The organism is Streptomyces solicamelliae, from assembly GCF_045348655.1.
Classification (GTDB): Bacteria; Actinomycetota; Actinomycetes; order Streptomycetales; family Streptomycetaceae; genus Streptomyces; species Streptomyces solicamelliae.
Genome location: NZ_CP160404.1, coordinates 2914336 through 2939225 on the forward strand (window position 1 = coordinate 2914336; position 24890 = coordinate 2939225).

At 73.1% G+C, this 24890-nt stretch carries 24 protein-coding genes; 7 read left to right on the forward strand and 17 right to left on the reverse strand.

Going from position 1 to position 24890, the window contains the following annotated elements; translation table 11 throughout:
• Positions 1-53: 53 nt before the first annotated feature.
• The 6 genes from ABZO31_RS13365 to rsmI form a co-directional block, all read right to left on the reverse strand.
• Complete coding sequence (locus tag ABZO31_RS13365) at positions 54-962, reverse strand: 4-(cytidine 5'-diphospho)-2-C-methyl-D-erythritol kinase (protein WP_406861393.1); 909 nt, start codon at positions 960-962, stop codon at positions 54-56.
• A 2-nt stretch (positions 963-964) separates the two neighbouring features.
• Positions 965-1852 (reverse strand): 16S rRNA (adenine(1518)-N(6)/adenine(1519)-N(6))-dimethyltransferase RsmA, encoded by an 888-nt coding sequence (gene rsmA / locus ABZO31_RS13370; RefSeq protein WP_406861394.1) that lies wholly within the window; start codon positions 1850-1852, stop codon positions 965-967.
• A gap of 36 nt (positions 1853-1888) precedes the next feature.
• Positions 1889-3193, reverse strand: coding sequence for a ubiquitin-like domain-containing protein (locus ABZO31_RS13375; protein ID WP_406861395.1), 1305 nt, complete (start codon positions 3191-3193; stop codon positions 1889-1891).
• A gap of 93 nt (positions 3194-3286) precedes the next feature.
• Positions 3287-4156, reverse strand: coding sequence for a TatD family hydrolase (locus tag ABZO31_RS13380; RefSeq protein ID WP_406861396.1), 870 nt, complete (start codon positions 4154-4156; stop codon positions 3287-3289).
• 28 nt (positions 4157-4184) lie between these two features.
• Entirely contained in the window at positions 4185-4586 is a 402-nt protein-coding gene (locus tag ABZO31_RS13385; RefSeq protein WP_406861397.1) for a hypothetical protein, read from the reverse strand.
• Between the two features lie 132 nt (positions 4587-4718).
• The gene (gene rsmI / locus ABZO31_RS13390) at positions 4719-5606 is read right to left on the reverse strand and encodes a 16S rRNA (cytidine(1402)-2'-O)-methyltransferase (RefSeq protein WP_406861398.1); all 888 of its coding nucleotides are present in this window, start codon (positions 5604-5606) and stop codon (positions 4719-4721) included.
• A gap of 52 nt (positions 5607-5658) precedes the next feature.
• Between rsmI and ABZO31_RS13395 the strand changes: the two genes are divergently transcribed.
• Complete coding sequence (locus tag ABZO31_RS13395; protein ID WP_406861399.1) at positions 5659-7389, forward strand: dolichyl-phosphate-mannose--protein mannosyltransferase; 1731 nt, start codon at positions 5659-5661, stop codon at positions 7387-7389.
• A gap of 14 nt (positions 7390-7403) precedes the next feature.
• Here the strand turns inward: ABZO31_RS13395 and ABZO31_RS13400 are convergent, their stop codons facing one another.
• Positions 7404-7757, reverse strand: coding sequence for a hypothetical protein (locus ABZO31_RS13400; RefSeq protein ID WP_406861400.1), 354 nt, complete (start codon positions 7755-7757; stop codon positions 7404-7406).
• Positions 7754-8233, reverse strand: coding sequence for a hypothetical protein (locus ABZO31_RS13405; protein ID WP_406861401.1), 480 nt, complete (start codon positions 8231-8233; stop codon positions 7754-7756). Before ABZO31_RS13405 ends, ABZO31_RS13400 begins: the two co-directional genes overlap by 4 nt.
• A 183-nt stretch (positions 8234-8416) precedes the next feature.
• On the opposite strand from ABZO31_RS13405, the gene ABZO31_RS13410 reads away from it, so the two are divergent.
• The 4 genes from ABZO31_RS13410 to ABZO31_RS13425 are packed head-to-tail and all read left to right on the forward strand — an operon-like array spanning position 8417 to position 12195.
• Positions 8417-10051 carry a penicillin-binding transpeptidase domain-containing protein gene (locus tag ABZO31_RS13410; protein ID WP_406861402.1) on the forward strand — a complete coding sequence of 545 codons (1635 nt, stop codon included), beginning with the start codon at positions 8417-8419 and terminating at the stop codon, positions 10049-10051.
• Positions 10052-10086: 35 nt separating this feature from the next.
• Entirely contained in the window at positions 10087-10602 is a 516-nt protein-coding gene (locus tag ABZO31_RS13415) for a YbaK/EbsC family protein (RefSeq protein WP_406861403.1), read from the forward strand.
• The gene (locus ABZO31_RS13420; protein WP_406861404.1) at positions 10599-11450 is read left to right on the forward strand and encodes an EamA family transporter; all 852 of its coding nucleotides are present in this window, start codon (positions 10599-10601) and stop codon (positions 11448-11450) included. The genes ABZO31_RS13415 and ABZO31_RS13420 overlap by 4 nt, the downstream gene beginning before the upstream one ends.
• Before the next feature lie 10 nt (positions 11451-11460).
• A complete protein-coding gene (locus ABZO31_RS13425; RefSeq protein ID WP_406861405.1) occupies positions 11461-12195 on the forward strand; it encodes a hypothetical protein in 735 nt (244 codons plus the stop codon).
• Positions 12196-12224: 29 nt separating this feature from the next.
• On the opposite strand, the gene ABZO31_RS13430 is transcribed toward ABZO31_RS13425, so the two are convergent.
• From ABZO31_RS13430 to ABZO31_RS13460, 7 genes are all read right to left on the reverse strand, one after another.
• On the reverse strand, positions 12225-13010 hold the full coding sequence (locus ABZO31_RS13430; protein ID WP_406861406.1) for an SDR family NAD(P)-dependent oxidoreductase: 786 nt from the start codon (positions 13008-13010) through the stop codon (positions 12225-12227).
• Positions 13007-14179, reverse strand: coding sequence for a serine hydrolase domain-containing protein (locus ABZO31_RS13435; protein ID WP_406861407.1), 1173 nt, complete (start codon positions 14177-14179; stop codon positions 13007-13009). The genes ABZO31_RS13430 and ABZO31_RS13435 overlap by 4 nt, the downstream gene beginning before the upstream one ends.
• A 91-nt stretch (positions 14180-14270) precedes the next feature.
• Positions 14271-14711, reverse strand: a complete 441-nt coding sequence (locus tag ABZO31_RS13440) for an organic hydroperoxide resistance protein (RefSeq protein ID WP_406861408.1) — start codon at positions 14709-14711, stop codon at positions 14271-14273.
• A gap of 119 nt (positions 14712-14830) precedes the next feature.
• A complete protein-coding gene (locus ABZO31_RS13445; RefSeq protein WP_406865346.1) occupies positions 14831-15256 on the reverse strand; it encodes a MarR family winged helix-turn-helix transcriptional regulator in 426 nt (141 codons plus the stop codon).
• 11 nt (positions 15257-15267) lie between these two features.
• Entirely contained in the window at positions 15268-16017 is a 750-nt protein-coding gene (locus ABZO31_RS13450; protein ID WP_406861409.1) for an energy-coupling factor ABC transporter ATP-binding protein, read from the reverse strand.
• On the reverse strand, positions 16014-16778 hold the full coding sequence (gene cbiQ, locus ABZO31_RS13455; protein WP_406861410.1) for a cobalt ECF transporter T component CbiQ: 765 nt from the start codon (positions 16776-16778) through the stop codon (positions 16014-16016). The genes ABZO31_RS13450 and cbiQ overlap by 4 nt, the downstream gene beginning before the upstream one ends.
• A 1-nt stretch (position 16779) precedes the next feature.
• Complete coding sequence (locus ABZO31_RS13460; RefSeq protein ID WP_406861411.1) at positions 16780-17814, reverse strand: energy-coupling factor ABC transporter permease; 1035 nt, start codon at positions 17812-17814, stop codon at positions 16780-16782.
• A 188-nt stretch (positions 17815-18002) separates the two neighbouring features.
• Here ABZO31_RS13460 and ABZO31_RS13465 point away from each other — a divergent pair, with 188 nt between their 5' ends.
• The gene (locus tag ABZO31_RS13465) at positions 18003-18365 is read left to right on the forward strand and encodes an SsgA family sporulation/cell division regulator (RefSeq protein ID WP_406861412.1); all 363 of its coding nucleotides are present in this window, start codon (positions 18003-18005) and stop codon (positions 18363-18365) included.
• Positions 18366-18392: 27 nt separating this feature from the next.
• Here ABZO31_RS13465 and ABZO31_RS13470 read toward each other — a convergent pair whose 3' ends face one another.
• A complete protein-coding gene (locus ABZO31_RS13470; protein ID WP_406861413.1) occupies positions 18393-20594 on the reverse strand; it encodes an MMPL family transporter in 2202 nt (733 codons plus the stop codon).
• A 210-nt stretch (positions 20595-20804) separates the two neighbouring features.
• Positions 20805-21380, reverse strand: a complete 576-nt coding sequence (locus ABZO31_RS13475) for a TetR/AcrR family transcriptional regulator (RefSeq protein WP_406861414.1) — start codon at positions 21378-21380, stop codon at positions 20805-20807.
• A gap of 153 nt (positions 21381-21533) precedes the next feature.
• Here ABZO31_RS13475 and ABZO31_RS13480 point away from each other — a divergent pair, with 153 nt between their 5' ends.
• Entirely contained in the window at positions 21534-24842 is a 3309-nt protein-coding gene (locus tag ABZO31_RS13480) for a S41 family peptidase (protein WP_406861415.1), read from the forward strand.
• Positions 24843-24890: the final 48 nt, after the last annotated feature.

The following is a 24890-nucleotide window of genomic DNA, read 5'->3' on the forward strand; positions in this document are numbered from 1 at the left end:
CGCTCCCGGTTCGCGCTCCCCGGCCGCCCCGGCGGCCGGGGAGCCGCCGCGCGCTAGACGACCGTCGCGCCCGGGGCGGGGGAGGTCGTGACGCGGGCGGTGCGGCAGGTGCCGGAGGCGGTGAGGGCCCGGGCGACCGTCTGCGCCGCGTCCTCGTCCTTCGTCAGGAAGGCCGTCGTCGGGCCCGAGCCGGAGACCAGTGCCGCCAGGGCGCCCGCCTCCATGCCGGTCTCCAGCGTGGCCGCGAGCGAGGGGCGCAGGGACAGGGCCGCGGGCTGCAGGTCGTTGGCGAGGGCGGCCGCGAGGGCCGTGGTGTCGCCCGTGCGCAGGGCCTGCAGGAGCGCCTGCGAGGCGGCGGGCTCGGGAACCCGCACGTCCTCGTTGAGACGGTCGAACTCCCGGTACACCGCCGGGGTCGACAGTCCGCCGTCGGCGACCGCGAACACCCAGTGGAAGGTGCCGCCCACCGGCAGCTCCGTCAGCTGCTCCCCGCGGCCGACGCCGAGCGCCGCCCCGCCGGCGAGGCTGAACGGCACGTCGCTGCCGAGCTCGGCGCAGATCTCCAGGAGCGCGGCGCGCGAGGAGTTCAGGCCCCACAGCGCGTCGCAGGCCAGCAGGGCGCCCGCGCCGTCCGCGCTGCCGCCGGCCATGCCGCCGGCGACCGGGATGTCCTTGGCGATGTGGATGTGCACGTCCGGCGCGATGCCGTGCCGTGCCGCGAGCAGCTCGGCGGCCCGCGCCGCCAGGTTCGTCCGGTCCAGCGGCACCTGGTCCGCGTCGGGGCCCGAGCAGGTGACCCGCAGCCCGTCGGACGGGCTGACCGTCACCTCGTCGAACAGCGACACCGCCAGGAACACGTTGGCCAGGTCGTGAAAGCCGTCCGGCCGCGCCCCGCCCACCGCCAGCTGGACGTTGACCTTCGCGGGGACGCGTACCGTGACGCTCCGCATCTGCTCCTCCATCGTCACTGCTCCCCCGTCCCCGGCCGGTTCTCGGCGATCCGCGCGAACTCCTCGACGGTCAGCGCCTCGCCGCGCGCCTGCGGCGAGATCCCGGCCTTCACCAGGGCCTCCTCCGCCGCCGCCGGCGAGCCGGCCCAGCCGGCCAGTGCGGCCCGCAGCGTCTTGCGGCGCTGGGCGAAGGCCGCGTCGACGACCTTGAAGACCTCGTCCTTGGTGGCGGTCGTCACGAGCGGCTCGGTCCGCCGGACCAGGGAGACCAGTCCGGAGTCCACGTTCGGCGCGGGCCAGAAGACGTTGCGGCCGATCGCGCCCGCCCGCTTCACCTCGGCGTACCAGTTCGCCTTCACCGACGGCACGCCGTACACCTTGTTGCCGGGCCCGGCGGCGAGCCGGTCGGCGACCTCCGCCTGCACCATCACGAGGGTCCGCTCGATGGTCGGGAAGCGGTCCAGCATGTGCAGCAGCACCGGCACGGCCACGTTGTACGGCAGGTTCGCCACCAGCGCCGTCGGCGCGGGGCCGGGCAGCTCCTGGACGTGCATGGCGTCGGAGTGGACCAGCGCGAAGCGGTCCTTCTTCGCCGGGATGCGCGCCGCGATCGTCGACGGCAGCGCCGCGGCGAGCACGTCGTCGATCTCGACGGCCGTCACCCGGTCGGCGGCCTCGAGCAGGGCCAGGGTGAGCGACCCGAGCCCGGGACCCACCTCCACGACCACGTCGTCCGGGCGCACCTCGGCCGTGCGGACGATCCGCCGGACCGTGTTGGCGTCGATGACGAAGTTCTGGCCGCGCTGCTTCGTGGGGCGTACGCCCAGCGCCGCGGCCAGCTCGCGGATGTCGGCGGGGCCGAGGAGTACGTCGGCGGCGTCGGCGGGATCGGTGGTGCTCACCGGTACAGCCTACGGGTCACGGTCGCCTGCCCCGGCTCACCGGTACAGCCTCCTGCCGCAGTGCGGCCACGGGCTCGCGCCCCGCTGCACGTACAGCTTCTTCGCCCGGTACGTCTGCTCCTGCGCGGACGCGTCCTGCGCGACGCCGCTGCCGCCGAGGGAGCGCCAGGTGCCGGGGTCGAACTGGTAGAGCCCGCCGTACGTCCCGGAGGGGTCGACCGCGTCCGGCCGGCCGCCGGACTCGCACCGCGCGAGCGCGCCCCAGTTCAGCCCGTCCGCGCCGGCCACCGAGTCCGGCAGCTGTTTCGTGCCGACCTTGACCCGCTGGGCGACCGGCTCGCGCACCAGCTCCGCGGAGATCCGGCGCGGCTTCTGCCGGACGCCGTTGACGGTCCGCAGCGTGTACGTGACCCGGAGCACGCCCTGGACGCCCTGCCGGTCGACGACCTCGGTCCCGGCGTACAGCTCCGGGTCGTCGACCCGCTCGACCGCGTACGGCAGGGTCTCCTCGCGGACCTCCCGGGAGCCGGTGATCCGCAGCACGGTGACCGTCTGGCCGTCGCGCGGGAAGGACTCGGGCGGCACCGAGGTGGTGTCCTGGCCGGCGAGGGTGATCCCGGCCTCCTCGACGACCTCGCGGACCGTGGCGGCGTTCGTGCGGATCGTCCGCTCGCGGCCGTCGGCGAGCAGGGTGACGGTGCGCTCGGTGCGCACCGCGAGCGCGAGACCGGCCCGCCCGATCGGGGCGGAGCGCGAGACGGAGAGGTACGCGCCCTCGGCCCGCACCCCGAGCTGGCGCAGCGCGCCCTCCACCGTGCGGGCGGTGGTCCACACCTGGCGGCGCTGCCCGTCGAGGGTGAGCCGCACGGGCCGGCCGTACCGGACGACGACCTCGTCGCCGTCGGCGAGCGCCGCGCCCGGGCCGGGGGCGACGAGGTCGTGGGCGCCGGTGTCCAGGCCCTCGTCGGCGAGCAGTTCCTCGACGTCGTCGGCGAAGGTGTGCAGGGTGCGCGGGACGCCGTCGACGCTGAGCCGGACGGCCTTGTCGTCGGCGACGAAGGCCGTGGTGCCGCCGGCCAGGAAGGCGACGACCAGTGCCTGCGGGACGAGCCGGCGCAGCCCCTCCCCGGCGGGGGCCCTGCGGCGGCGGGCGGCGCGGCGCGCGGAGGCCCGGCCGCCGGCGGGCGGCGGGGCGGGCGAGACCTGGAGGCCGTAGGGCTGGGTCTCGTACTCGTGGATCGAGGGGGACGCCGGCGGCGGGACCGACGGCGCCTCCGCCGTGCCGGCCGCGGCGCGGCGGCCTCCGCGTACGGCTCGGTGACTGCCCTGCGAGGTGCTCACGAGGCCGGGACCCTAGCGGAGCTCCGGTCACTCTCCAAAGCAGCGCGACTACGGAACGTAAGAGTTATGGATCGGTGATGATCAGGGCGATGATCAGTAATCGAAGGCCTGAGCGGTGTTCGCGGCGAGCGCCGCGCACAGCTCGTCCACGCCCTCGCCCCGGACCTCGGCCATCGCACGGACGGTCAGCGGGATCAGGTACGGCGCGTTCGGCCGGCCCCGGTACGGGACGGGGGTGAGGAACGGCGCGTCGGTCTCGACCAGGACCAGCTCGCGCGGGGCGACGGCGAGGGCGTCGCGCAGCGGCTGGGCGTTCTTGAAGGTGACGTTGCCGGCGAAGGACATGTAGTAGCCCTTGGCGGCGCAGATCTCCGCCATCGCGGCGTCGCCGGAGTAGCAGTGGAAGACGGTCCGGTCGGGGGCGCCCTCCTCGTCGAGGATCCGCAGCACGTCGGCGTGCGCCTCGCGGTCGTGGATGACCAGGGCCTTGCCGCGGCGCTTGGCGATCTCGATGTGGGCGCGGAAGGAGCGCTCCTGGGCGGCCATGCCGTCGGGGCCGGTGCGGAAGTAGTCCAGGCCGGTCTCGCCGACGCCCCTGACCTCGGGCAGCGCGGCGAGCCGGTCGATCTCGGCCAGCGCCTCGTCGAGCGCCGCGTCCCCGCCCGCCTCCCGGGCACCCTGGCGGGACCAGCCGTCGGGATCGCCGAGAACGATCCGGGGGGCCTCGTTCGGATGCAGCGCGACGGCCGCGTGCACCTGCCGGTGCGCGGCGGCGGTCTCGGCGGCCCACTGCGAGCCCTTCACGTCGCAGCCCACCTGGACCACGGTCGTCACGCCGACGGCGGCGGCCCGGGCCAGGGCCTCCTCGACGGTGCCTGCCTGCATGTCCAGGTGGGTGTGCGAGTCCGCCACCGGTACCAGAAGGGGCTCGGGCTGCGGCGGCGGGGCGTCCTTGGAGGTCATGGCCCCGATCGTACGGAACGCGCGGGGGTCACTTCCGGTCGCGGAAGGGGTGGAGCAGGTCGGAGAGATGCCGGTGGTGTTCCTGCACGGGACCGGGGGCCTCGCCGGTACGGGCGGGCGCCGCCTGCCCCTCCGGCTTCGGCTTCGGGGGGACGGGGGGCACGTGCTCGGTGTCCATCATCCGCAGCGCGGTGGACACCTGCCCGGACCGCAGGATCCGCACCGCTCCGCGCCGCTCGCAGTTGGGGCAGACGAGGTCGGACAGCGGCGAGGGGACGCGGGCGCCCTCGGTGCGGTAGACGATGAACTCCTGGCCGGTGGCGTCCAGGCGGTGCTCGATGTCGTAGGCCTGCTCCCAGCCGTATCCGCAGCGTGCGCAGGCGAAGGAGTACTCCTCGTGGCCGACGGATGCGCCGGTGATCTCGCTCATGCCAGCTCCTCTCCACTCCACTGACCAGTGGACGCCCATTTCGGCCGGAGCGCATCAGCGGAGGGGAAAGCATGGAACGCCCTTGGGCGCCCCTTGCCGGAACGGTCCGCGACGCGGCGGATGCCTTGCTTTTCAGGTTAGTCCTTTGGCGGGCTCCTGGGCCTGCCGATCCGCGTTCTTTGCCGCGACGACGGCATCGAACACCTCGCGCTTGGGAAGGCCGGTCTCCGCGGCGACGGCGGCGATCGCCTCCTTGCGCCGCTCCCCCGCCTCCTCACGCACCCGCACCCTGCGCACCAGCTCCTCGGCGTCGAGCTCGGCCGGTCCGGTCTCGGGGGCGCCCTCGACGACGACGGTGATCTCGCCGCGCACGCCCTCCTTCGCCCAGGCGGCCAGCTCGGCCAGCGGGCCGCGCTTGACCTCCTCGTACGTCTTGGTCAGCTCGCGGCAGACGGCGGCGCGGCGGTCCTCGCCGAAGACCTCGGCCATGGCGGCGAGGGTGTCGTCGAGGCGGTGCGGCGCCTCGAAGTACACGAGGGTGCGGCGCTCGTCCTTCACCTCACGGAGGCGTCCGAGGCGCTCCCCGGCCTTGCGCGGCAGGAAGCCCTCGAAGCAGAACCGGTCCACCGGGAGCCCGGACAGGGCGAGCGCGGTGAGGACCGCGGACGGGCCGGGCACGGCGGTGACCTTGATGTCCTGCTCGACGGCGGCGGCGACCAGGCGGTAGCCGGGGTCGGAGACGGACGGCATGCCGGCGTCGGTGACGAGGAGCACCCGGGCGCCGCCGGCCAGCGCCTCGACGAGCTCGGGCGTACGGGCTGACTCGTTGCCCTCGAAGTACGAGACGACGCGCCCGGTGGTGTGCACGCCGAGCGCGCGGGTCAGTCCGCGCAGCCGCCGGGTGTCCTCGGCGGCGACGATGTCGGCGCGCTCCAGCTCGGCGGCGAGGCGGGGCGGGGCGTCCGCGATGTCGCCGATGGGGGTCCCTGCGAGTACCAGCGTTCCTGTCACATGGGTCATCCTCGCAGCCCGGACGGACGACTCGCACAGGCGCGTTCCCTACGATGGCGCGGTGACCAGTACCGCACCACACCCCCAGCAGGGTCAGGACGCCGGGCAGGAGCCGCCGTCGTGGCAGCGCCGACTGCGCCGGTTCGGCTATGCGCCCCCGGCGCGGACCGGGCTGCGGGAGCGGCTGGTGCCGCCGTTCGTCCGGCCGTCGGCGGGGGCGGTGGCGCTGCTCGGGCTGCCGCGGGTCCTGGTGGACCGGGTGACGCGCTGGGCGGCCTGGGGCGGCCCGCTGCTGGTGGCGCTGGTCGCGGGGCTGATGCGGTTCTGGAACCTGGGCAGCCCGAAGGCGGTGATATTCGACGAGACGTACTACGCGAAGGACGCCTGGGCCCTGATCAACCAGGGGTACGAGGGCTCCTGGCCGAAGGACATCGACAAGTCGATCCTGGCGAACCCGGACGCGGTCACGGTGCCTGTGGAACCGGGGTACGTGGTGCATCCGCCGGTCGGCAAGTGGGTCATCGGCCTGGGCGAGCACTTCTTCGGCTTCACGCCGTTCGGCTGGCGCTTCATGGTCGCGGTGCTGGGCACCCTGTCGGTCCTGATGCTGTGCCGGATCGGGCGGCGGCTGTTCCGCTCGACGTTCCTGGGCTGCCTGGCGGGCGCGCTGCTCGCGGTGGACGGCCTGCACTTCGTGATGAGCCGGACCGCGCTGCTGGACCAGGTCCTGATGTTCTTCGTGGTCGCCGCGTTCGGCTGTCTGCTGATCGACCGGGACTGGGCGCGGCGGCGGCTCGCGGCGGCGCTCCCGGAGGACGACGAGGGCGTGCTGCGCCCGGACGCGGCGGTGGCGGAGGGCCTGCGGCTCGGCTGGCGGCCGTGGCGGCTCGCGGCGGGGGTGATGCTGGGCCTGGCGTTCGCGACGAAGTGGAACGGCCTGTACATCATGGCCGCGTTCGGCCTGCTGACGGTGCTGTGGGACGTGGGCGCGCGCAAGACGGCGGGCGCGGTGCACACGTACGCGGCGGTGCTGAAGAAGGACCTGCTGCCGGCGTTCACGTCGCTGGTCCCGGTGGCCCTGGTCACCTACGTGGCCTCCTGGACGGGCTGGATCGCCTCGGACAAGGGCTACTTCCGCAACTGGGCGGCCGAGCAGGACAGGGCGACCGGGGGCGGCCTGTGGTCGTGGATGCCGGACTGGCTGCGGAGCCTGTGGCACTACGAGGTGGAGGTCTACAACTTCCACGTCAACCTGACGTCGGGCCACACGTACCAGTCGAACCCGTGGAGCTGGATCGTCCTGGGCCGCCCGGTCTCGTACTTCTACGAGGACCCGTCGCCCGGCAAGGACGGCTGCCCGGCCGACGCGACGGAGAAGTGCGCCCGCGAGGTCCTGGCCCTCGGTACCCCGCTGCTGTGGTGGGCGGCGTGCTTCGCGGTGCTGTACGTGCTGTGGCGCTGGTTCTTCCGCCGCGACTGGCGCGCCGGCGCGATCGCCTGCGGCATCGCGGCGGGCTGGCTCCCCTGGTTCCTGTACCAGGAGCGCACGATCTTCCTCTTCTACGCGGTCGTCTTCGTCCCGTTCCTGTGCCTCGCGGTCACGATGATGATCGGCGCCGTCATCGGCCCCCCGGGCTCCACGGAACGCCGCCGCACGTTCGGCGCGGTGGGCGCCGGCGTCCTGGTCCTCCTCATCATCTGGAACTTCATCTACTTCTGGCCCCTGTACACGGGCCAGCCGATCCCGATGGAGGGCTGGCGGAACCGGATGTGGCTGGACACGTGGGTGTAGGGGCGGATCGGGGCTCAGCGGTGGTCGGTGGCCCGGGGATGTCCGGTACCCGCGAAGGTGATCCGGCAGGTGCTGCGGCCGGTGTCGGCGAGGTACCAGACGCGACCCCCGCCGGTCACCTCGATCTGCCACTGCTCGCAGGTCCGCCCTCGGTGGGCGCCGTGCGCCAGGCTGCCCTTGAGGCGGTGGCGACGGGGCGTATCCGTGGCCGGTCGGGGGTCCGTGCGCAGGACGATCCAGGCCCGGTAGGTGTTCTCCTGCTGGGCCAGGTTCTCCCAGCCCTTGGCGGACGCGGCGTCCGCGAAGCGGACTTCCCAGTGGCCCTCCGGCGCCGGCGGCGCGGCGCGATCCCCCCGGCCCGCGCTCACGAGACGTCCCGCCGGTCGGGTACCGGACCGTAGTCCTCACCGCGGTCACGTGTCAGCGCGGCCAGCAGCTCGGGGTCGGAGTGGACCTCGGCCGTGTGCTGCCAGGCGACGAGCATCTGGGCCACGGACGCGGTGTTGCCGACGGAGTCCGCAGCACGCATGGTCTCGACCAGTTCGAGTGCGAACGTGTGGGTGTCGTGCTCGGGCAGAAAACGGACCCACGGGAAGGCGTCCGGCAGCACGTCGAGCAGCAGTTCCATGCTGCCGGGCTCTCGGCGCGCCATGGCAGCGAGCATCCGCGTGGCAGCCGACACGACGGTCCGGTCCTGCGCGGCTCGCGCGGCGGTGGTGAGGACGAGGTCCTCACCGTCTCTGCGGTGCAGCAGGAGTTGCGGTGAGTGCTTGAGTCTGGCGAGCGTCTGCTTGTTCTTGTTGACGAGCTCGGAGAAGTTCACGGCGGCGCCCTCAGTACTCATGACTTTGAAAGTACTTCGAAAGTCTCCGCCACCATCACCCACAAGAGTGCTGTCCGTTCGACTTCCACGACCGGTCCCGGTCGAATAACAACAGCCCCTCGTGTCACGGGTGTGACGTAGGGTGCTCCTGTCCATTCGCTTGAACGTGTTCAAGCGAGCTCCTGGGGAGGGGAAACCGCAGGGATGCGCAGTGGAGTGAAGGTCGCGATCGTCGGGGGCGTCTTCGTCGTCGTGGCGGGTGGGGTCGGGTACGGGGGCTACAACCTCTGGCAGGGGATCAACGGAGGCGGGTCCGGCGGAGTGAGCGGGACGTCCGCCGCCGGGGAGCGCAGGTCCGGGCCGGTCACGCCGGACGAGGTCACCGAGACCGCGGAGAAGTTCCTGGAGGCCTGGGCCTCCGGTTCGCCCGAGGCAGCCGGGCAGTTGACGAACAACCCGGTCGACGCCGGACCCGTCGTCGCCGGCTACCGGGCCGAGGCGGGGGTGTCCAAGGCCGTCATCACGCCCGGGAAGCCCGTCGGCGCGAAGGTGCCGTTCACGGTGAACGCCACGGTGACCTTCGAGGGGACCTCGAAGCCCTGGACGTACACCTCCCAGCTCACCGTCGTCCGCGGACTGACCACCGGCCGCCCGCTCGTCGACTGGCAGCCGTCCGTCATCCACCCGCGCCTGACCAAGACGACCACCCTGCGCACCGGCGCCGCCAAGTCCGCCGAGATCAAGGCCGTCGACCGCAAGGGCCGCGAGCTGACCCGCGAGAAGTACCCCTCGCTCGGCACCGTCCTCGACGAGCTGCGCACCAAGTACGGGGCGAGGTCCGGCGGCAGGGCCGGTGTCGAGACCGTCCTCGAGTCGAGCGAGGCGAACGTCCCCGACAGCACCCTGCTCACCCTCGTGAAGGGCGAGCCCGGCAAGCTCCAGACCACCATCGACGCGGACGTACAGGCCGCCGCCGAACGGGCGGTGAAGCAGTACGGCCAGGCGTCGGTCGTCGCGATCAAGCCGACCACCGGCGAGATCCGCGCCGTCGCCAACAGCCCGGCGGCCGGCTTCAACGCCGCCTTCCAGGGCAAGCAGGCCCCCGGCTCCACGCTGAAGATCGTCACGGCGGCGCTGCTGCTGGAGAAGGGGCTGGTGGGCGCGGACCGGGTCGCGGAGTGCCCGAAGGACGCCATGTACTACGGCAGAAGCTTCCACAACCTCGACCACTTCGCCCTCACCGGCAAGACCTTCGCGGAGAGCTTCTCCCGTTCCTGCAACACCGCCTTCATCAAGCTCATCGACGACGTCAAGGACGACGCCGCCCTCGGCAAGGAGGCCGCCGACGTCTTCGGCATCGGCCTCGACTGGCAGTCCGGCGTCACCACGTCCGACGGCTCGATCCCCGAGGAGACCGGCGGCGTCGCGGCGGCGCAGTACATCGGGCAGGGCACCGTCCAGATGAACGCGCTCAACATCGCGTCCATCACCGCCACCGCGAAGAACGGCACGTTCAAGCAGCCGATCATCGTGCCCAGGGATCTCGACGACCGGAAGATCGCCACGGCCTCCCGCTCCCTGCCCGACTCCGTCGCGCAGCAGTTGCGCGCGATGATGCGGCGGACGGCGACCAGCGGCACCGCCGCGAAGGCGATGGCGAGCGTGGGCGGCAACAAGGGCGCGAAGACCGGCTCGGCGGAGGTCGACAACCAGGCGACGTCCAACAGTTGGTTCACCGGCTACGCCGACGACCTCGCCGCCGCGGCGGTCGTGCAGGAGGGCGGCCACGGCGGGGACTCGGCGGGCCTGGTCGTGGCGAAGGTGCTGAACGCGCGGTAGCGGCAGCCCGGCGGCCGGGGGTGAATCGGGCTCGCATGGCCCCTACACGTACCGCTAGCGTGCACGCCATGACCGATTCGCTCGCGCACCCCCAGTTCGCCGCCGCGCTGAAGGACCTCGGCATCGAGGCCGAGGTCCGGCGCTTCCCGGACGCCACCCGTACCGCCGCCGAGGCCGCTGCGGCCATCGGCTGCGACGTCTCGGAGATCGTCAAGTCGCTGATCTTCGCGGCGGACAGCGTTCCGGTGCTCGTCCTGATGGACGGCTCCTCGCGGGTCGATCTGGAGCGGGTGCGGGCGGAGTTGGGGGCGGGGAAGGTGACCCGGGCCGACGCGACGGTCGTGCGCGAGACGACCGGGTACGCGATCGGCGGCGTCCCGCCGTTCGGGCACCGCACCAGGACCCGGGTCCTGGCCGACCGCGCCCTGCTCGACCACGACGTGGTGTGGGCGGCGGCGGGCACCCCGCACACGGTGTTCCCGATGGAGCCCAGGACGCTGATCGCCCACGCGGGTGCCACCCTGGCGGACGTCCGCGAGCGTACGGCGTGACGCCTCTGGTCGTCGCCGCGGTCCTGATCGCCGCGGTGACGCATGCCAGTTGGAACGCGATCGCCCATCACATCAAGGATCAGCTCATCTCCTTCACGCTGATCTCAGGCGGCGGGGCGCTGCTCGGCGCCCTGGCGCTGTTCTTCGTACCGATGCCGGCGGCGGAGGCGTGGCCGTACCTGATCGCGTCGGCGGCGCTGCACATCGGCTATCAGGCGCTGCTGATGCGGTCGTTCACGCTGGGCGACTTCGGGCAGATGTACCCGATCGCCCGCGGCACCGCCCCGCTCGTGGTGACTCTCCTCGCGGCGCTCTTCCTGCACGAGATCCCGGACACGCCGCAGCTCGCGGGCGTCGCGGTGGCCTGCGCGGGCCTGACCGGCCTCGCCCTGTGGGGCATCCGCGGCTCGGGCCGCCGTCCGGACTGGCCGGCCCTGCTCGCGGCGCTCGGCACGGGCCTGACGATCGCGGGGTACACGGTCGTGGACGGCGTCGGCGTCCGCGCCTCGGGCACCCCGCTCGGCTTCATGGCCTGGCTGATGCTCCTGCAGGGCTCGGCGATCCCCGCCTACACCGCGTACCGCCGCGGAGCCGCCCTGCTCCCCCAACTGCGCCCCCACGCCGCCCGCGGCCTCCTCGGCGCGGTCCTCTCGGTCGCCGCGTACCTCCTCGTCCTCTGGGCCCAGACCAAGGCCCCGCTCGCCCCGATCGCCGCCCTCCGCGAGTCCTCGATCATCGTCGGCGCCGCGATAGGCACCCTCTTCTTCAAGGAACGCTTCGGCGGCCCGCGCATCGCCGCGGCGGGCATGATGGTGGTCGGCATCGGACTGATGCTGACGACGAGCTGAGGGGCGGGACATGGTGGACTTCGTCGTCAACGGCAGCTGGGGCAAACGTCCGGAAGGCCCCCGACAGGTGGCGGCGCAATGGGCAGAGACCTTCGCCGCGCTGGAATCGACGGGCGAAGGAATTCTGGGCAGCTGGTGCCACGACGCGGCGTCGCACGCGTCCTCACGGGAGTTCGTTCCGGTCTCCGCGCCCGCGCTGACCGAGTACCTGGAGCGGGAGAACCGCGCGCACGATGCTCCGTACATCGGCTACTCGGCGTCCCTCCGGACGAGACAGGCCGGTATGCCTCTGGTGGAACTGTCCGTCCGCGCCGGAGGCCAGACGCAATGGGTGGGGAGCAACGTCGCGTTGAGCTTTTCCTCCCGTGTCGTCCAGGACGATGCCGTGCCGGCCCTTCGCCGCGCGCACGAAATACTGCGGATCCTTGCGGACGCCTGGGACATCGACCACGGCAAGGTGTACCGCCGGGCCGAATACCGGGCGGTCAAGGAGGAATTCGACCTCGACAACTCCGCCCCGCGCTGCGGGCGCGCCGTCTACCTCTCCGCCAACCGCGCCGCTCTGGCCCCCGAAGGGCTGCCCGCGGAGTACAGCCGGACAGCCCGTGGCGGGCTGATCGTCGACCTGACCTACGGCGGGACCCGCGAGCCCTCGATCGACGTCATCCTCGACGTCAACCGCGAGCTGCGGGCCGCCGGGGCCCTGGAGGCGTTGCCGAAGCCGTACGAGCGGGACAAGTGGTGACGGGCTCGTCGCGCCGCGCGGGGCCGGGGTCAGCGTTCGCCGCGGGCCATGCCGAAGGCGGTGTTCACCGCGAGGAGGCCGCCGTCGACGCGGAGGGTGGTGCCGGTGATCCAGGAGGCGTCCGTGGAGGCGAGGAAGGCGACCGCTGCCGCGACGTCCTCGGGGCGGCCCACGCGGCCCAGGGGATAGACGCGGCGTCCCAGCGCCTCGAGTTGGTCCTCGCGTCCCTCCCAGGCGCGGGTGGCGATGGTGCCGGGGTTGATCTGGTTGACCCGGACGCCGCGCGGCGCGGCCTCGCCGGCGAGGGTGCGGGTGAAGGAGCCGAGCCCGGCCTTGGCGGCGCTGTAGGCGTGGCCGCCGAAGTCCTGCTCGGCGTTGACCGAGCCGATGTTGACGATCGCGCCGCGCCCCGAGGCGGCGAGCAGCGGCAGCGCGGCGCGCGCGCAGCGCACCGCGCCCATCAGCGTGACGGCGAGGTTCAGCGTCCAGGGGTCGTCGGGTTCGTCCTCGAAGGGGACCTCGGGCGGGACGACCCGCGCCAGCGCGTTGTTGACCAGCACGTCCAGGCCGCCGTGGTGTTCGGCCGCGTACCCGAAGGCCGCCTCGACCGACGCGCGGTCGCCGACGTCGCAGCACAGCGCGACCGCGCGGGGGATGCCGGCCGCGGTCTCCTCCGCCGCCTCGACGTCCACGTCGGCGACGAGGACCGTCGCGCCCTCGGCGGCGAGCCGGCGCGCGGTGGCCGCGCCGATGCCCCGGGCCGCTCCGGTGACCAGCGCGGTGTGCCCCTGGAAACGTTCCGTCAGATCCGTCACAGCACCGAACGTACCGCCCGGATCAGCGCCTGCGCTCGGGGGTCGGCGGTGACGGTCTTGCGCATCCCGTTGGTGACGTACCCGAACGCGACGCCGCTCTCCGGGTCCGCGAAGCCCAGCGAGCCGCCGCGCCCCGGGTGGCCGAAGGAACCGGGGCCGAGCAGCGGGGAGGCGGGTCCGTGCAGCATGTGGCCGAGGCCGAAGCGGGTGCCGACGACCAGCACCTTGTCGGCTCCGGCGGACTCCTCGGTACGGGCCAGGGCCACGGTGGCCGGGGCGAAGAGGCGGTGGCCGTCGACCGGGCCGATGGTCGCGGCGTAGAAGCGGGCCAGCGCGCGGGCGGTGGCGATGCCGGCGGAGCCGGGGAGTTCGGCGGCCCGGTAGACCGGGTTGTTCTCGTCGGGCGCGGGCCGGATGACGCCGAAGGCCCGGCGGGTCAGCGAGGCGGGGTCGTCGTAGGCGGCGGTGACGGCGCGCTTGGGCCGCAGCCGGAGGGCGCCGCCGTCCGTGCCGTCGGTGGGGGCGATCTCCTCGACCGGGCCGAGCCGGCCGACCCGGTGGGCCTCCTCGTCCGGCAGCCCGATCCACAGGTCGAGGCCGAGCGGGCGGGCGATCTCCTCGTCGACCCAGCGGCCGATGGTGCGGCCGGTGACCCGGTGGACCAGTCCGCCGACGAGCCAGCTGAAGGTGTGCGCGTGGTAGCCGTGCGCGGTGCCGGGCTCCCAGACGGGGGCCTGCGCGGCGACCGCCGCGAACCCGGCCTCCCGGTCGACGGCCTCCTCCAGGGTGAGCGGCCGGTCGAGCACCGGCAGCCCGGCGCGGTGTGCGAGCAGCTGGCGCACGGTGACCCGGTCCTTGCCTGCGGCCTTGAACTCGGGCCAGTACGAGCCGACGGGCGCGTCCAGGTCGAGCCGCCCCCGCTGGTGGAGCAGCAGGGGCACGGCGGCGGCGACGCCCTTGGTGGCGGAGCGGACGACCTGCGCGGTGTCCAGCGCCCAGGGCGCGTCGCTGCCGGCGGCGTCCCGCGTGCCGGCCCACAGGTCGACGACCTTGGCGCCGTCGCGGTACACGGCGAGCGCCGCGCCGCGCTCACCGCGCTGCTCGAAGTTCCGCAGGAACGCGTCCCTGACCGGTTCGTACCCGGCCGTCACCGTGCCCTGGACGTCCACGTCCCCACTCTCCCTCTCGTACGTGCGCTCCCATGGTGCAACGCGGGGGGCGCGGGGTCCGATTCCGGGGTGGTCCGCGGGCGGGAGCGGGTCAGCTCAGGACGATCGAGACCTCGATGTTGTCCCGGGTGGCGTTCGAGTACGGGCAGACCTGGTGCGCGGCGTCGACGAGTCCGGCCGCGAGCTCCTGGTCGACCAGCGGCAGCGAGACGCTGAGCGCGACGGCGAGCCCGTAGCCCTGGGTCTTGTTGGGGCCGATGCCGACCTTCGCGGCGACGGTCGATCCGGACAGGTCGTAGCCGGCCCGGCGGCCGACGAGCACGAGCGCGTTGTGGAAGCAGGAGCTGTAGCCGGCCGCGAAGAGCTGTTCCGGATTGGTGCCCTGCCCGTCGCCACCGAGGGCGGGCGGCATCGCGAGGCGCATCTCGATCCGGCCGTCGTGGCTGGTGACGTAGCCGTTCCGGCCGCCGTGCGCGGTGGCCTCGGCCACGTACATGATCTTCGTGGGCCGGCTGTCCGCCCGGTCGCTCATGGTCCCTCCCCAGGGTTGCGCTGTGCACAACTACATCGCGCACAAGGTATAGGAAGGACGGAAACCCGGTTACCCCCAGGTAGGCGGGCGTGCGAATCAGCGCGCCCCACCCGCCCCGATCAGCCCGCCGCGCGCGCCGCCAGGTCGTGCAGCTCCGCCCGCAGCCGGGCGATGTCCGGACCGGCGAGCCCGGTCCGCTCGACCAGCTCCGCCGGCACCGCCTCGGCGCGCGCCCGCAGCGCCGCGCCCCGCTCGGTGAGCCCGATCCGTACGGCGCGCTCGTCGGCCGCCGTCCGCTCCCGGCGCACCAGACCGGCCGCCTCCAGCCGCTTGAGCAGCGGCGAGACCGTGCCGTAGTCCAGCTTCAGGGCCGCGCCCAGCTCCCGTACGAGGATCGCGTCCCGCTCCCAGAGCACCAGCATCGCCAGGTACTGCGGGTACGTGAGGCCCAGCTCGTCGAGCAGCGGGCGGTACGCGGTGGTGACGGCCCGCTGGGCCGCGTACAGCGCGAAGCACAGCTGGTCGTCCAGGCGCAGGGAGCCCATGCGGTCGTCGGTCACGACCCCATTGTCACGGACCGCGGGTCGAAGCCGAACGGCAGCTCCAGCCGGTGCCGGCGCATCAGCGCGTCGTCGCAGAGCACGTCCTGGGTGGCGCCGTCGGCGGCGATCACCCCGTCGCTGAGGATCACCGAGCGCGGGCAGAGCTCCAGGGCGTACGGCAGGTCGTGGGTGACCATCAGGACGGTGACGTCCAGGGAGCGCAGGATGTCGGCGAGTTCGCGGCGGGAGGCCGGGTCGAGGTTGGAGGACGGCTCGTCGAGGACGAGGATCTCCGGCTCCATCGCCAGCACGGTGGCGACGGCGACCCGGCGGCGCTGCCCGAACGACAGGTGGTGCGGGGGCCGGTCGGCGTACTCCGCCATGCCGACGCGCTCCAGCGCGCGCCGCACCACGGCGTCGAGCTCCGCGCCGCGCAGCCCGGCGGCGGCCGGGCCGAAGGCCACGTCCTCGCGGACGGTCGGCATGAACAGCTGGTCGTCCGGGTCCTGGAAGACGATGCCGACGCGGCGGCGGATCTCGGCCAGGTTCTTCTTCGCGACCGGCAGCCCGGCGACGGTCACCGTGCCCGCGCCGCCGGTGAGGATGCCGTTGAGGTGCAGGACGAGGGTGGTCTTGCCGGCGCCGTTGGGGCCGAGCAGCGCGACGCGTTCGCCGCGGGCGACGGTCAGGTCGACGCCGAACAGGGCCTGGTGGCCGTCGGGGTACGCGTACGCGAGCCCGCGTACGTCGAGGGAGGCGGTCATACGGTGGTCCATCCCAACAGGCAGACGAGCAGGGCGGCGGCGGGAAGCGCGACGGCGCGGGCCCACTGGGCGCGGGTGGCGGTCACCTCGTCGATCACCGGCATGGTGCCGGTGTAGCCGCGGCTGACCATGGCGAGGTGGACGCGTTCGCCGCGCTCGTAGGAGCGGATGAAGAGCGCGCCCGCGGTCTTGGCGAGCACCCCCCAGTGCCGGACGCCGCGCGCCTCGAAGCCGCGGGAGCGGCGGGCGATCGACATCCGGCGCAGCTCGTCGGTGATCACGTCGCCGTAGCGGATCATGAACGAGGCGATCTGGACGAGCAGCGGCGGCAGCTTGAGCCGCTGCAGTCCGAGGAGCAGTTCGCGCAGTTCGGTGGTGGAGGCGAGCAGCACGGAGGCGGCGACGCCGAGGGTGCCCTTGGCGAGCACGTTCCACGCGCCCCACAGTCCGGGCACGGAGAGCGGGACGCCGAGGACGGTGGTCTGCTCGCCGGGGACGACGAACGGCATGAGGAACGCGAAGGCCACGAACGGCACCTCGATCACCAGCCGGCGCAGCAGGAACCCGGCCGGGACGCGGGCCGCCGCCGCGACCGCGGCGAGCAGCATCGCGTACGCGGCGAAGGCCCACATCGCCTCGCGCGGCGTGGAGACCACGACCACGACGAAGCCGAGGACGGCGACCAGCTTGGTGTGCGGGGGCAGTTCGTGGACCGGCGAGTGCGCGTGCCGGTAGAGCTTGTGGGCGTGGCCCGCTCCCATGTCAGGCCCGCGCCCCGGCCTCGGCGTCCCGGCGCCGCCGGACGGCCCAGAAGACACCGGTGCCGACCGCGAGGGTCGCGCCGACGCCGATCGTCCCGGCGAGACCGCCGGAGACGCGGACGGCCTCCACGCCCTTGACGGCGTAGTCGGCGAGCGGGGAGTCCGCCGCGGCGTGCTCCTCCACGTTCTTGTCGATGCCCTGGTCGGCGGCGACCTTCTCCAGGCCGTCGGGGCTGGCGGAGGCGTAGAACGAGACGAAGCCGGCGAGGAGGAGGGCCGTGGCCAGGCCGCCGATCCAGAGCTTCTTCGGGGAGCCGGCCGTCGTGGGTTCCGGCTCCGCCGGGGCGGCGTCGACGAGTTCGCCGCCGACCCGCAGCTTCAGCGGGGCCCGCAGGCCGCGGGCGCCGAAGACCAGGTCGGGGCGGACGGCGACGACCGCGCCGACGGTGAGCATGGTGATCGCGGCCTCGCCGAGGCCGATGAGGGTGTGCACGCCGACCATGGCGGTCAGCACCTTGCCGAGGGGCACGTCGGTGGTGCCGCCGACCGCGTACACGAGCGTGAAGGCGGCGGCGGAGGCCGGTACGGAGACGAGCGCGGCGGCGAAGGCGGCGCCGGTCACGGAGCGGCGGGTGCGCGGCAGGATCTTCACCAGGCCGCGGAAGAGGGCGTACGAGACGAGGACGGTCACGACGCCCATGACGGTGATGTTGACGCCCAGCGCGGTCAGGCCGCCGTCGGCGAACAGGACGCCCTGCATCAGCAGGACGACGGCGATGACGAGCACGCCGGTGTAGGGCCCGACGAGGATCGCGGCGAGCGCGCCGCCGAGCAGGTGTCCGCTGGTCCCGGCGGCGACCGGGAAGTTCAGCATCTGCACGGCGAAGATGAAGGCCGCGACGAGGCCGGCCAGCGGCGCGGTGCGCTCGTCGAGTTCGCGGCGGGCGCCGCGCAGGCCGACGGCGACCGCTCCGGCGGCGACGACGCCGGCTGCGGCCGACATGGGGGCGTTGATGAATCCGTCAGGTACATGCACGGACACGATGATGCGGCCTGTTGCGAACGATGTGCAAGAACGCATGGATCACAGGACGCCCTCCCCGGCTCACCCCGACCCTCTTCCCGGCACTTCCCCGAGATCGGCATGACCCGCACCCCTGCGGGGCAAAAGAGAGGGAACATGGAAGATTAGATGACAAAAAGGACGGATGTGAGGAGTCCGCGATGAGCTCCGCCACCGAAGACCCCCCGGTCGAGGACCACGCCAAGGGCCGGATCGTCACCGACGCCCCGCTGTCCCGGGCCGTTCCCGTCGCCCTCTTCTACGATCCGGCATCCGATCCGTCGGCCGTCCGCTTCGCCTTCCCCGGCGGCGTCTCCTGGACCTTCCCGCGCGCCCTCCTCGAATCCGGGCTGCGCGCCCCCGACCGCCGCGGCGATGTCGGCGTCTGGCCGTGCGGCCGGGTGCAGACGGTCGTCGAGTTCCACACCGCCGACGGGGTCGCGGTGGTCCAGTTCGACACCGCGGTACTCCTCCGCTTCCTCCGGCACACGTACGCCGCCGGCACACCGGTCTCGGCGCGCTGACGGCGTACGCGTCCCCCTCGGGGAGCGTCAGACCTTCACGAGCTCCCGCTCACCGGACTCCGAGCCGGAGTCCGCGTCGGAATCGGCGGAGCCCTTCGCCAGGCCCTCGCCCTCCACGTCCACGTTCGGCAGCGCCCGGTCCAGCCACTTCGGCAGCCACCAGGCCTTGTGACCGAGCAGCGCGAGCACCGCCGGCACGATCGCCATCCGCACCACGAAGGCGTCGAACAGCACCGCCACCGCCAGGCCGAAGCCGATCATCTTGACCATCTGCTCGCTGGAGCCGATGAAGCCCGCGAAGACGGCGATCATGATCACCGCGGCGGCCGTGACCACCCGCGCGCCGTGCCGGAAGCCGGTGACGATCGCCTCGCCGGGGCGCGCCCCGTGGACGTACGACTCGCGCATCCGGGTCACGAGGAAGACCTCGTAGTCCATCGCCAGGCCGAAGACCACGCCCACCATGAAGATCGGCATCATCGACATGATCGGGCCGGTCTGCTCGACGCCGAACAGGCTGCCCAGCCAGCCCCACTGGAAGACCGCGACGACCGCGCCGAGGGCGGCGACCACCGAGAGCAGGAAGCCGAGGGCCGCCTTCAGCGGGACCAGGATCGAGCGGAAGACCACCGTCAGGAGCAGGAAGGCGAGGCCGACGACGAGTGCCAGGTAGGGCAGCAGGGCGTCGTTCATCTTCTGCGAGAAGTCGATGTTCATCGCGGTCGCGCCGGTGACCAGGACCTCGTCGCCGGTCGCGTCCCGGATGTCGTGGACCAGGTCCTCGGTCTCGACCGAGGCCGGGCGGTCCTTCGGGATCACGGTGATCACGGAGGTGTCGCCGGTCTTGTTCGGCGTCGGCGGGGTGACCGCGACGACCCCGTCCAGGCCTTTGATCTTCGCGACCGTCCCGTCCGCGGCGGCCTTGTCGCCGTCCACGACGACCAGCAGCGGGCCGTTGAAGCCGGGGCCGAAGCCGTCCGACAGCAGGTCGTACGCGCGGCGCTCGGTCGCGGAGACCGGCTTCACCCCGTCGTCCGGCAGGCCCATCTCCAGCGAGGCCGCGGGCAGCGCCATCGCGCCGAGACCGAGCACACCGACCAGCAGCACGATCACCGGGCGGCGGATCACGAAGCGGGCCCAGCGGGTGCCCATGTTCGGCTTGCCGCCGTCCTGCTCCTGCTTCTCCAGGGGCACCGCACCGGCCTTGCGCTGCTTGCGGCCGACCACCCTGCCGCCGGCGAAGCCGAGCAGCGCGGGGATCAGGGTGAGCGCGATCAGGACGGCGATCACGACCGTGCCGGCCGCGGCGAAGCCCATCTTGGTCAGCATCGGGATGTTGACGACGGCCAGGCCGACCAGCGCGATGACGACGGTCAGACCGGCGAACACCACCGCGGAGCCCGCCGTGCCGGTGGCCCGGCCCGCGGCGTCCTCGTGGTCCCGGCCCTCGGCCAGCTCGGCCCGGTAGCGGGAGACGATGAACAGCGCGTAGTCGATGCCGACCGCGAGGCCGATCATCATCGCGAGCGTGGAGGTGGTGGAGCCGAGGTCGAGCGCGCTCGCCAGGGCGGTGATCGTGGAGACGCCGATGCCGACGCCGATGATCGCGGTGAGCAGCGGCAGCCCGGCGGCCACCAGCGAGCCGAAGGTGATCACGAGCACCACGCCCGCGACGATCACACCGACGATCTCGCCGACCCCGCCGGGGTCCGGCATGGTCTGCAGGGCGTCGCCGCCGATCTCGACGGTCAGCCCTTCGCCCTGGGCGTCGTGTCCGGTCTGCTTCAGGGCCTCACGGGTCTCGTCGGTCAACTCCATGGCGTTGACCTTGTAGTTGACGGAGACGTACGCGGTCGAGCCGTCGCGGGAGACGGCCTGGGCGGTGTACGGGTCGGTGACCCGGGCGATCTGGCCGGAGCCGGACTTCAGGTCGCCCACGGCCTCCATGACCCGGGCCTTGTTCGCCGGGTCGGTCATCTTCTGGCCGTCGGGCGCCTTGAAGACGACCCGGGCGGTCGCTCCGTCGGCTCCGGCTCCGGGGAAACGCTCTTCGAGCAGGTCGAAGGCGCGCTGGGCCTCGGTGCCGGGTATCGAGAAGGACGCGGAGGTCGCGGCGGGCGCGGTGGCGGCGCCGACGCCCGCGAGGGCGAGCAGCGCCACCCAGATCAGGGCGACGAGCCGGCGGCGCCGGAAGGCGGCGCGGCCGAGCTTGTAGAGGAACGTGGCCACGGGGGCGTACTCCCGGTGTGAGAGGAACAGGGCATGGGGAGCCGGCCCGACGGCGTGAGCGGTGCGACGTCAGGTGGGACGGGCGGTGCGCGAGGTACGAGTGGTGCGTTGCGTGCGCGTGGTGCGTTACGTACACGCGTGGTGCATTGCGTGCGCGTGGTGCGTTGCGTGCGCGTGGTGCGTTGCGTGCGCGTGGTGCGTGAGGTGCGCTCAGACGCCCAGTGCGGGGAACACGACGGCGTCGAGATAGGTCGCCAGGAACTCCTGGTCGACCGGTCGGTCGTCGATCAGCGGGCGGGTGACCACCGCACCGATCAGCATGTGGGGAACGAGCTTCAGCGCCGGGTTGTCGGCACGGACCTCACCCCGGTCCACCGCCCTGCGCAGCAGCTCGTCGAGTCCGGTCATCTCGGGCTCGATCAGCAGCTCGCGGAGCGCCTGGTGGAGGTCGGGGTTCTCGTGGACGGCATGGGCCAGACCCCGCATCAGCGCGGAGTCCTTCTCCATCTGGCAGGTGTCGCTGCGCTCCACCATCGTGAGGAAGTCCCCGCGCAGGGAGCCGGTGTCGATCTCGGCGAGACTGACGGGCTTGTTGCTGCGCAGCGCCTTGGCGACGAGCTCGGCCTTGCTCCCCCACTGGCGGTAGAGGGTGGCCTTGCTGGAGTGGGTGCGGGAGGCGACGGCGTCCATGGTGAGGCCGTCGTAGCCGGCCTCGCGGAGCAGATCGAGCACGGCCTCGTACAGCTCGGACTCCCGCTCGGGGGTGAGTCTGCTGCGTGCTGCCATGACCGGCCTCCTCCTCCGCCCGAACGAGCCGAACGAAACGGTTTCGTACACCACGACGGTACGCCGTGCCCGAGCGAAACGAAACCGTTTCGTACGTGTCCTCGGCCACACGTACGAGTTGCCGCACCCCCTCCGCGCGGAAAGCATTGACGAGTGAGTGACGACGTCGCGTATCTCCGCTGCCCGCACCTCCACGACGACCTGCTGTGCTTCGCCGCCGAGGACGACCTCTGGATCGCCCCCCTCGCGCCCGCCGGCGAGCGGCCCGGCCGCGCCTGGCGGCTGACCGTCGACCGGACCCGGGTCGGGCACCCCCGGTTCTCCCCCGACGGGACGCACATCGCGTACACGAGCTGGCGCAGCCTCGACCCCGAGATCCATCTCGCCCCGGTCGACGGCGGCCCGGCCCGCCGGCTCACCCACTGGGGGACCACCGACACCCGGGTCTGCGGCTGGGGCCCGGACGGCGACATCCTCGCCGTCGCCTCGCACGGCCAGCCCTTCGCGCACTTCTCCTGGGCCTACACCGTGCCCACCGACGGCTCCCCCGGCCTGCGGCTGCCCTGGGGCCCGGCCTCGCACATCGCCGTCGCCGACATGGAGGGCGAGCGGCGCACCCTGCTGCTCACCGGCCGCCCGGCGTACGAGCCGGCCTCCTGGAAGCGGTACCGGGGCGGGGCGACCGGCCGGCTCTGGCTGCACGGCGAGCGGCTGCTGCCGCAGCTGGACGGCCAGTTCGACGCGCCGATGTTCGTGGCCGGGCGGATCGCCTTCCTCTCCGACCACGAGGGCGTCGGCAATCTGTACTCCTGCCGGCCCGACGGCACCGACCTGCTCCGGCACACCGACCACGACGCCTTCTACGCCCGCAACGCCTCCAGCGACGGGCGGCGGGTGGTCTACCAGTGCGCCGGCGAACTGTGGATCGTCGACGAGCTGACCCCCGGCTCCGCCCCGCGGAAGCTGGAGGTCCGGCTCGGCGGCCAGCGGGCCGGCCGCCGTCCGTACCAGGTCCCGGCCGCCCACCACGTGGACGCGATCGCCGTCGACGAGACCGGGCGGGCCAGCGCGGTCGGGGTGCGCGGCAGCCTGTACTGGCTGACCCATCGCGACGGACCGGCCCGCACCATCACCGACACCCCGGGCATCCGGGTGCGGCTGCCGGAGATGCTGGGCAGCAGCGGCCAGCTGGCGTACGTGACGGACGCCGAGGGCGAGGACGCCGTCGAGATCGCGTACCTGCCCCGGGCCAGCGGCGACCGCGCACCGCGCCGACTCGCGGCGGGCGAGCTGGGCCGGGTGGAGGAGCTGGTCGCCGACCCCGACGGGGAACGGCTCGCGATCGCCTCCAACGACGGGCGGCTGCTGCTCCTCGACACCTCCGAGGACGCCGACAGGGAGGTCACCGAGCTGATCCGGTCCGTCAACGGCCCGGTCCGCGACCTGGCGTTCGCCCCCGACGGCACCTGGCTGACCTGGTCGCACCCGGGCATCGGCCGCTCGCTGCGGTCGATCAAGATGGCGCGGATCGCCGGACCGGGCGAGCGGATCATCGTGGACGTCACCAACGGCCGCTTCGAGGACGAGAACCCGGTCTTCACGCGGGACGGCCGCTATCTCGCCTTCCTGTCCTGGCGCGGCTTCGACCCGGTGTACGACGTGCACACCGGCGATCTGTCGTTCCCCCTGGGCTGCCGCCCGTACCTGGTGCCGCTCTCCTCCGCGACGCCCTCGCCGTTCGCGCTCTCCCCGGAGGGCCGGCCGGCCGCGGGCGGGCTCGACCCGGTGGAGGGCGAGGGCGCGGACGGCGCGGTGATGGTGGAGGTCGAGGGACTGGAGAGCCGGGTCACGCCGTTCCCGGTGGCCGCCTCGAAGTACTCGGCGCTGCACCCGGTCAGCGGCGGCGGCCTCGTCTGGCTGCGCTGGCCCATCTCCGGCGCGCTCGGCGAGACCTTCGTCAACCCGGCGGACACGTCCGGACGGCCCACCCTGGAGCACTTCAACCTCACCCGGGCCCGCAAGACCGAACTCGTCGGCCACCTCGACTGGTTCGCGGTCAGCGGCGACGGCTCCCGGCTGGTCGTCGTCGACGAGGGCGAGCTGCGCGCGGTCCCGGCGACCGAGCCCGGCGACCACGACTCCACGGTCTATCTGGACCTGCGGCGCATCCTGCACACCGTCGAGCCGGGGGCGGAGTGGCGCGGGGCCTTCGACGAGGCGGGCCGGATCATCCGCGCCTACTTCTGGGACCCGGACATGTGCGGGATCGACTGGACCGCCGTCCTCGACCAGTACCGGCCGCTGGTCGAACGGGTCGCCTCCCCCGACGACTTCGCCGATCTGCTGCGCGAGGTCCTCGGCGAACTCGGCACCTCCCACGCGTACGTCACCCCCGCCCGCCGCAACGAGGGCCCGCCGCACTACCAGCGGCCGCAGGGGCTGCTCGGCGCCAACTTCGTGCCGCGCGACGGCGGGTGGATGGTCAAGCGGATCCTCGCCGGCGACTCCTCCGACTCCAAGGCCCGCTCCCCGCTGGCCGGCACCGGCATCCGCGAGGGCGCCGTGCTCACCCACGTCGACGGCCGCCCGGTGGACCCGGTGGCCGGCCCGTACCCGCTGCTCGCCGGTACGGGCGGCACCACGGTCGAGCTCACGTTCCTCCCACCCGTCTCCCACCACCCCCCTTCCATGGAAGGCTCTTCGAGTTCCTCCCTTCTCTCGGGCGAAGGCCCCTCCCGCCGGGTCGCCGTCGTGCCGCTCGTCGACGAACGGCCGCTGCGCTACCAGGACTGGGTGACCAAGCGGCGCGCCGTGGTCCACGAGCTCAGCGGCGGACGGTGCGGCTATCTGCACATCCCCGACATGGGCGGCTCGGGCTGGGCCCAGTTCAACCGCGATCTGCGGATGGAGGTCTCCCGGCCGGCCCTGATCGTGGACGTGCGCGGCAACGCCGGCGGCCACATCAGCGAGCTGGTGGTGGAGAAGCTGACCCGCCGGATCCTCGGCTGGGACCTCACCCGCAACGCCCAGCCCGTCTCGTACTCCTCCAACGCCCCGCGCGGCCCCGTGGTGGCGCTCGCCGACGAGGCCACCTCCTCCGACGGCGACATGATCACCGCCGCGTTCAAGCTGCTCGGGCTCGGCCCGGTGGTCGGCCAGCGGACCTGGGGCGGCGTGGTCGGCATGACGGGACGCCACCGGCTGGGCGACGGCACGCAGATCACGGTGCCGATGAACGCGGCCTGGTTCCCCGAGTACGGCTGGTCGATCGAGAACTACGGCGTGGAGCCGGACGTGTCCGTGCTGCGCACCCCGCTGGACTGGGCGGAGGGGCGGCACGCCCAGTTGGCGGACGCGGTCGAGCTGGCGGTGGAGCTGCTGGACGAGGCTCCCGCGGCCGCCCCGCCCGGGCACACCGACATCCCCGACCGCTCCCGGCCGAAGCTCCCGCCGCGGAGCTGAGCGGCAGGCCCTGCCGGAAGCCGGACACGGCAGCGGACATGCGAAAGG

What these genes read in the sequence shown, in the direction of transcription:
- ABZO31_RS13365 (WP_406861393.1), bottom strand. Translation starts at nt 962, where the DNA reads ATGGAGGAGCAGATGCGGAGCGTCACGGTACGCGTCCCCGCGAAGGTC.
- ABZO31_RS13380 (WP_406861396.1), bottom strand. Translation starts at nt 4,156, where the DNA reads ATGACCTCCAAGGACGCCCCGCCGCCGCAGCCCGAGCCCCTTCTGGTA.
- ABZO31_RS13385 (WP_406861397.1), bottom strand. Translation starts at nt 4,586, where the DNA reads ATGAGCGAGATCACCGGCGCATCCGTCGGCCACGAGGAGTACTCCTTC.
- rsmI (WP_406861398.1), bottom strand. Translation starts at nt 5,606, where the DNA reads ATGACCCATGTGACAGGAACGCTGGTACTCGCAGGGACCCCCATCGGC.
- ABZO31_RS13405 (WP_406861401.1), bottom strand. Translation starts at nt 8,233, where the DNA reads ATGAGTACTGAGGGCGCCGCCGTGAACTTCTCCGAGCTCGTCAACAAG.
- ABZO31_RS13410 (WP_406861402.1), top strand. Translation starts at nt 8,417, where the DNA reads ATGCGCAGTGGAGTGAAGGTCGCGATCGTCGGGGGCGTCTTCGTCGTC.
- ABZO31_RS13415 (WP_406861403.1), top strand. Translation starts at nt 10,087, where the DNA reads ATGGCCCCTACACGTACCGCTAGCGTGCACGCCATGACCGATTCGCTC.
- ABZO31_RS13425 (WP_406861405.1), top strand. Translation starts at nt 11,461, where the DNA reads ATGGTGGACTTCGTCGTCAACGGCAGCTGGGGCAAACGTCCGGAAGGC.
- ABZO31_RS13440 (WP_406861408.1), bottom strand. Translation starts at nt 14,711, where the DNA reads ATGAGCGACCGGGCGGACAGCCGGCCCACGAAGATCATGTACGTGGCC.
- ABZO31_RS13445 (WP_406865346.1), bottom strand. Translation starts at nt 15,256, where the DNA reads ATGGGCTCCCTGCGCCTGGACGACCAGCTGTGCTTCGCGCTGTACGCG.
- ABZO31_RS13450 (WP_406861409.1), bottom strand. Translation starts at nt 16,017, where the DNA reads ATGACCGCCTCCCTCGACGTACGCGGGCTCGCGTACGCGTACCCCGAC.
- cbiQ (WP_406861410.1), bottom strand. Translation starts at nt 16,778, where the DNA reads ATGGGAGCGGGCCACGCCCACAAGCTCTACCGGCACGCGCACTCGCCG.
- ABZO31_RS13465 (WP_406861412.1), top strand. Translation starts at nt 18,003, where the DNA reads ATGAGCTCCGCCACCGAAGACCCCCCGGTCGAGGACCACGCCAAGGGC.
- ABZO31_RS13475 (WP_406861414.1), bottom strand. Translation starts at nt 21,380, where the DNA reads ATGGCAGCACGCAGCAGACTCACCCCCGAGCGGGAGTCCGAGCTGTAC.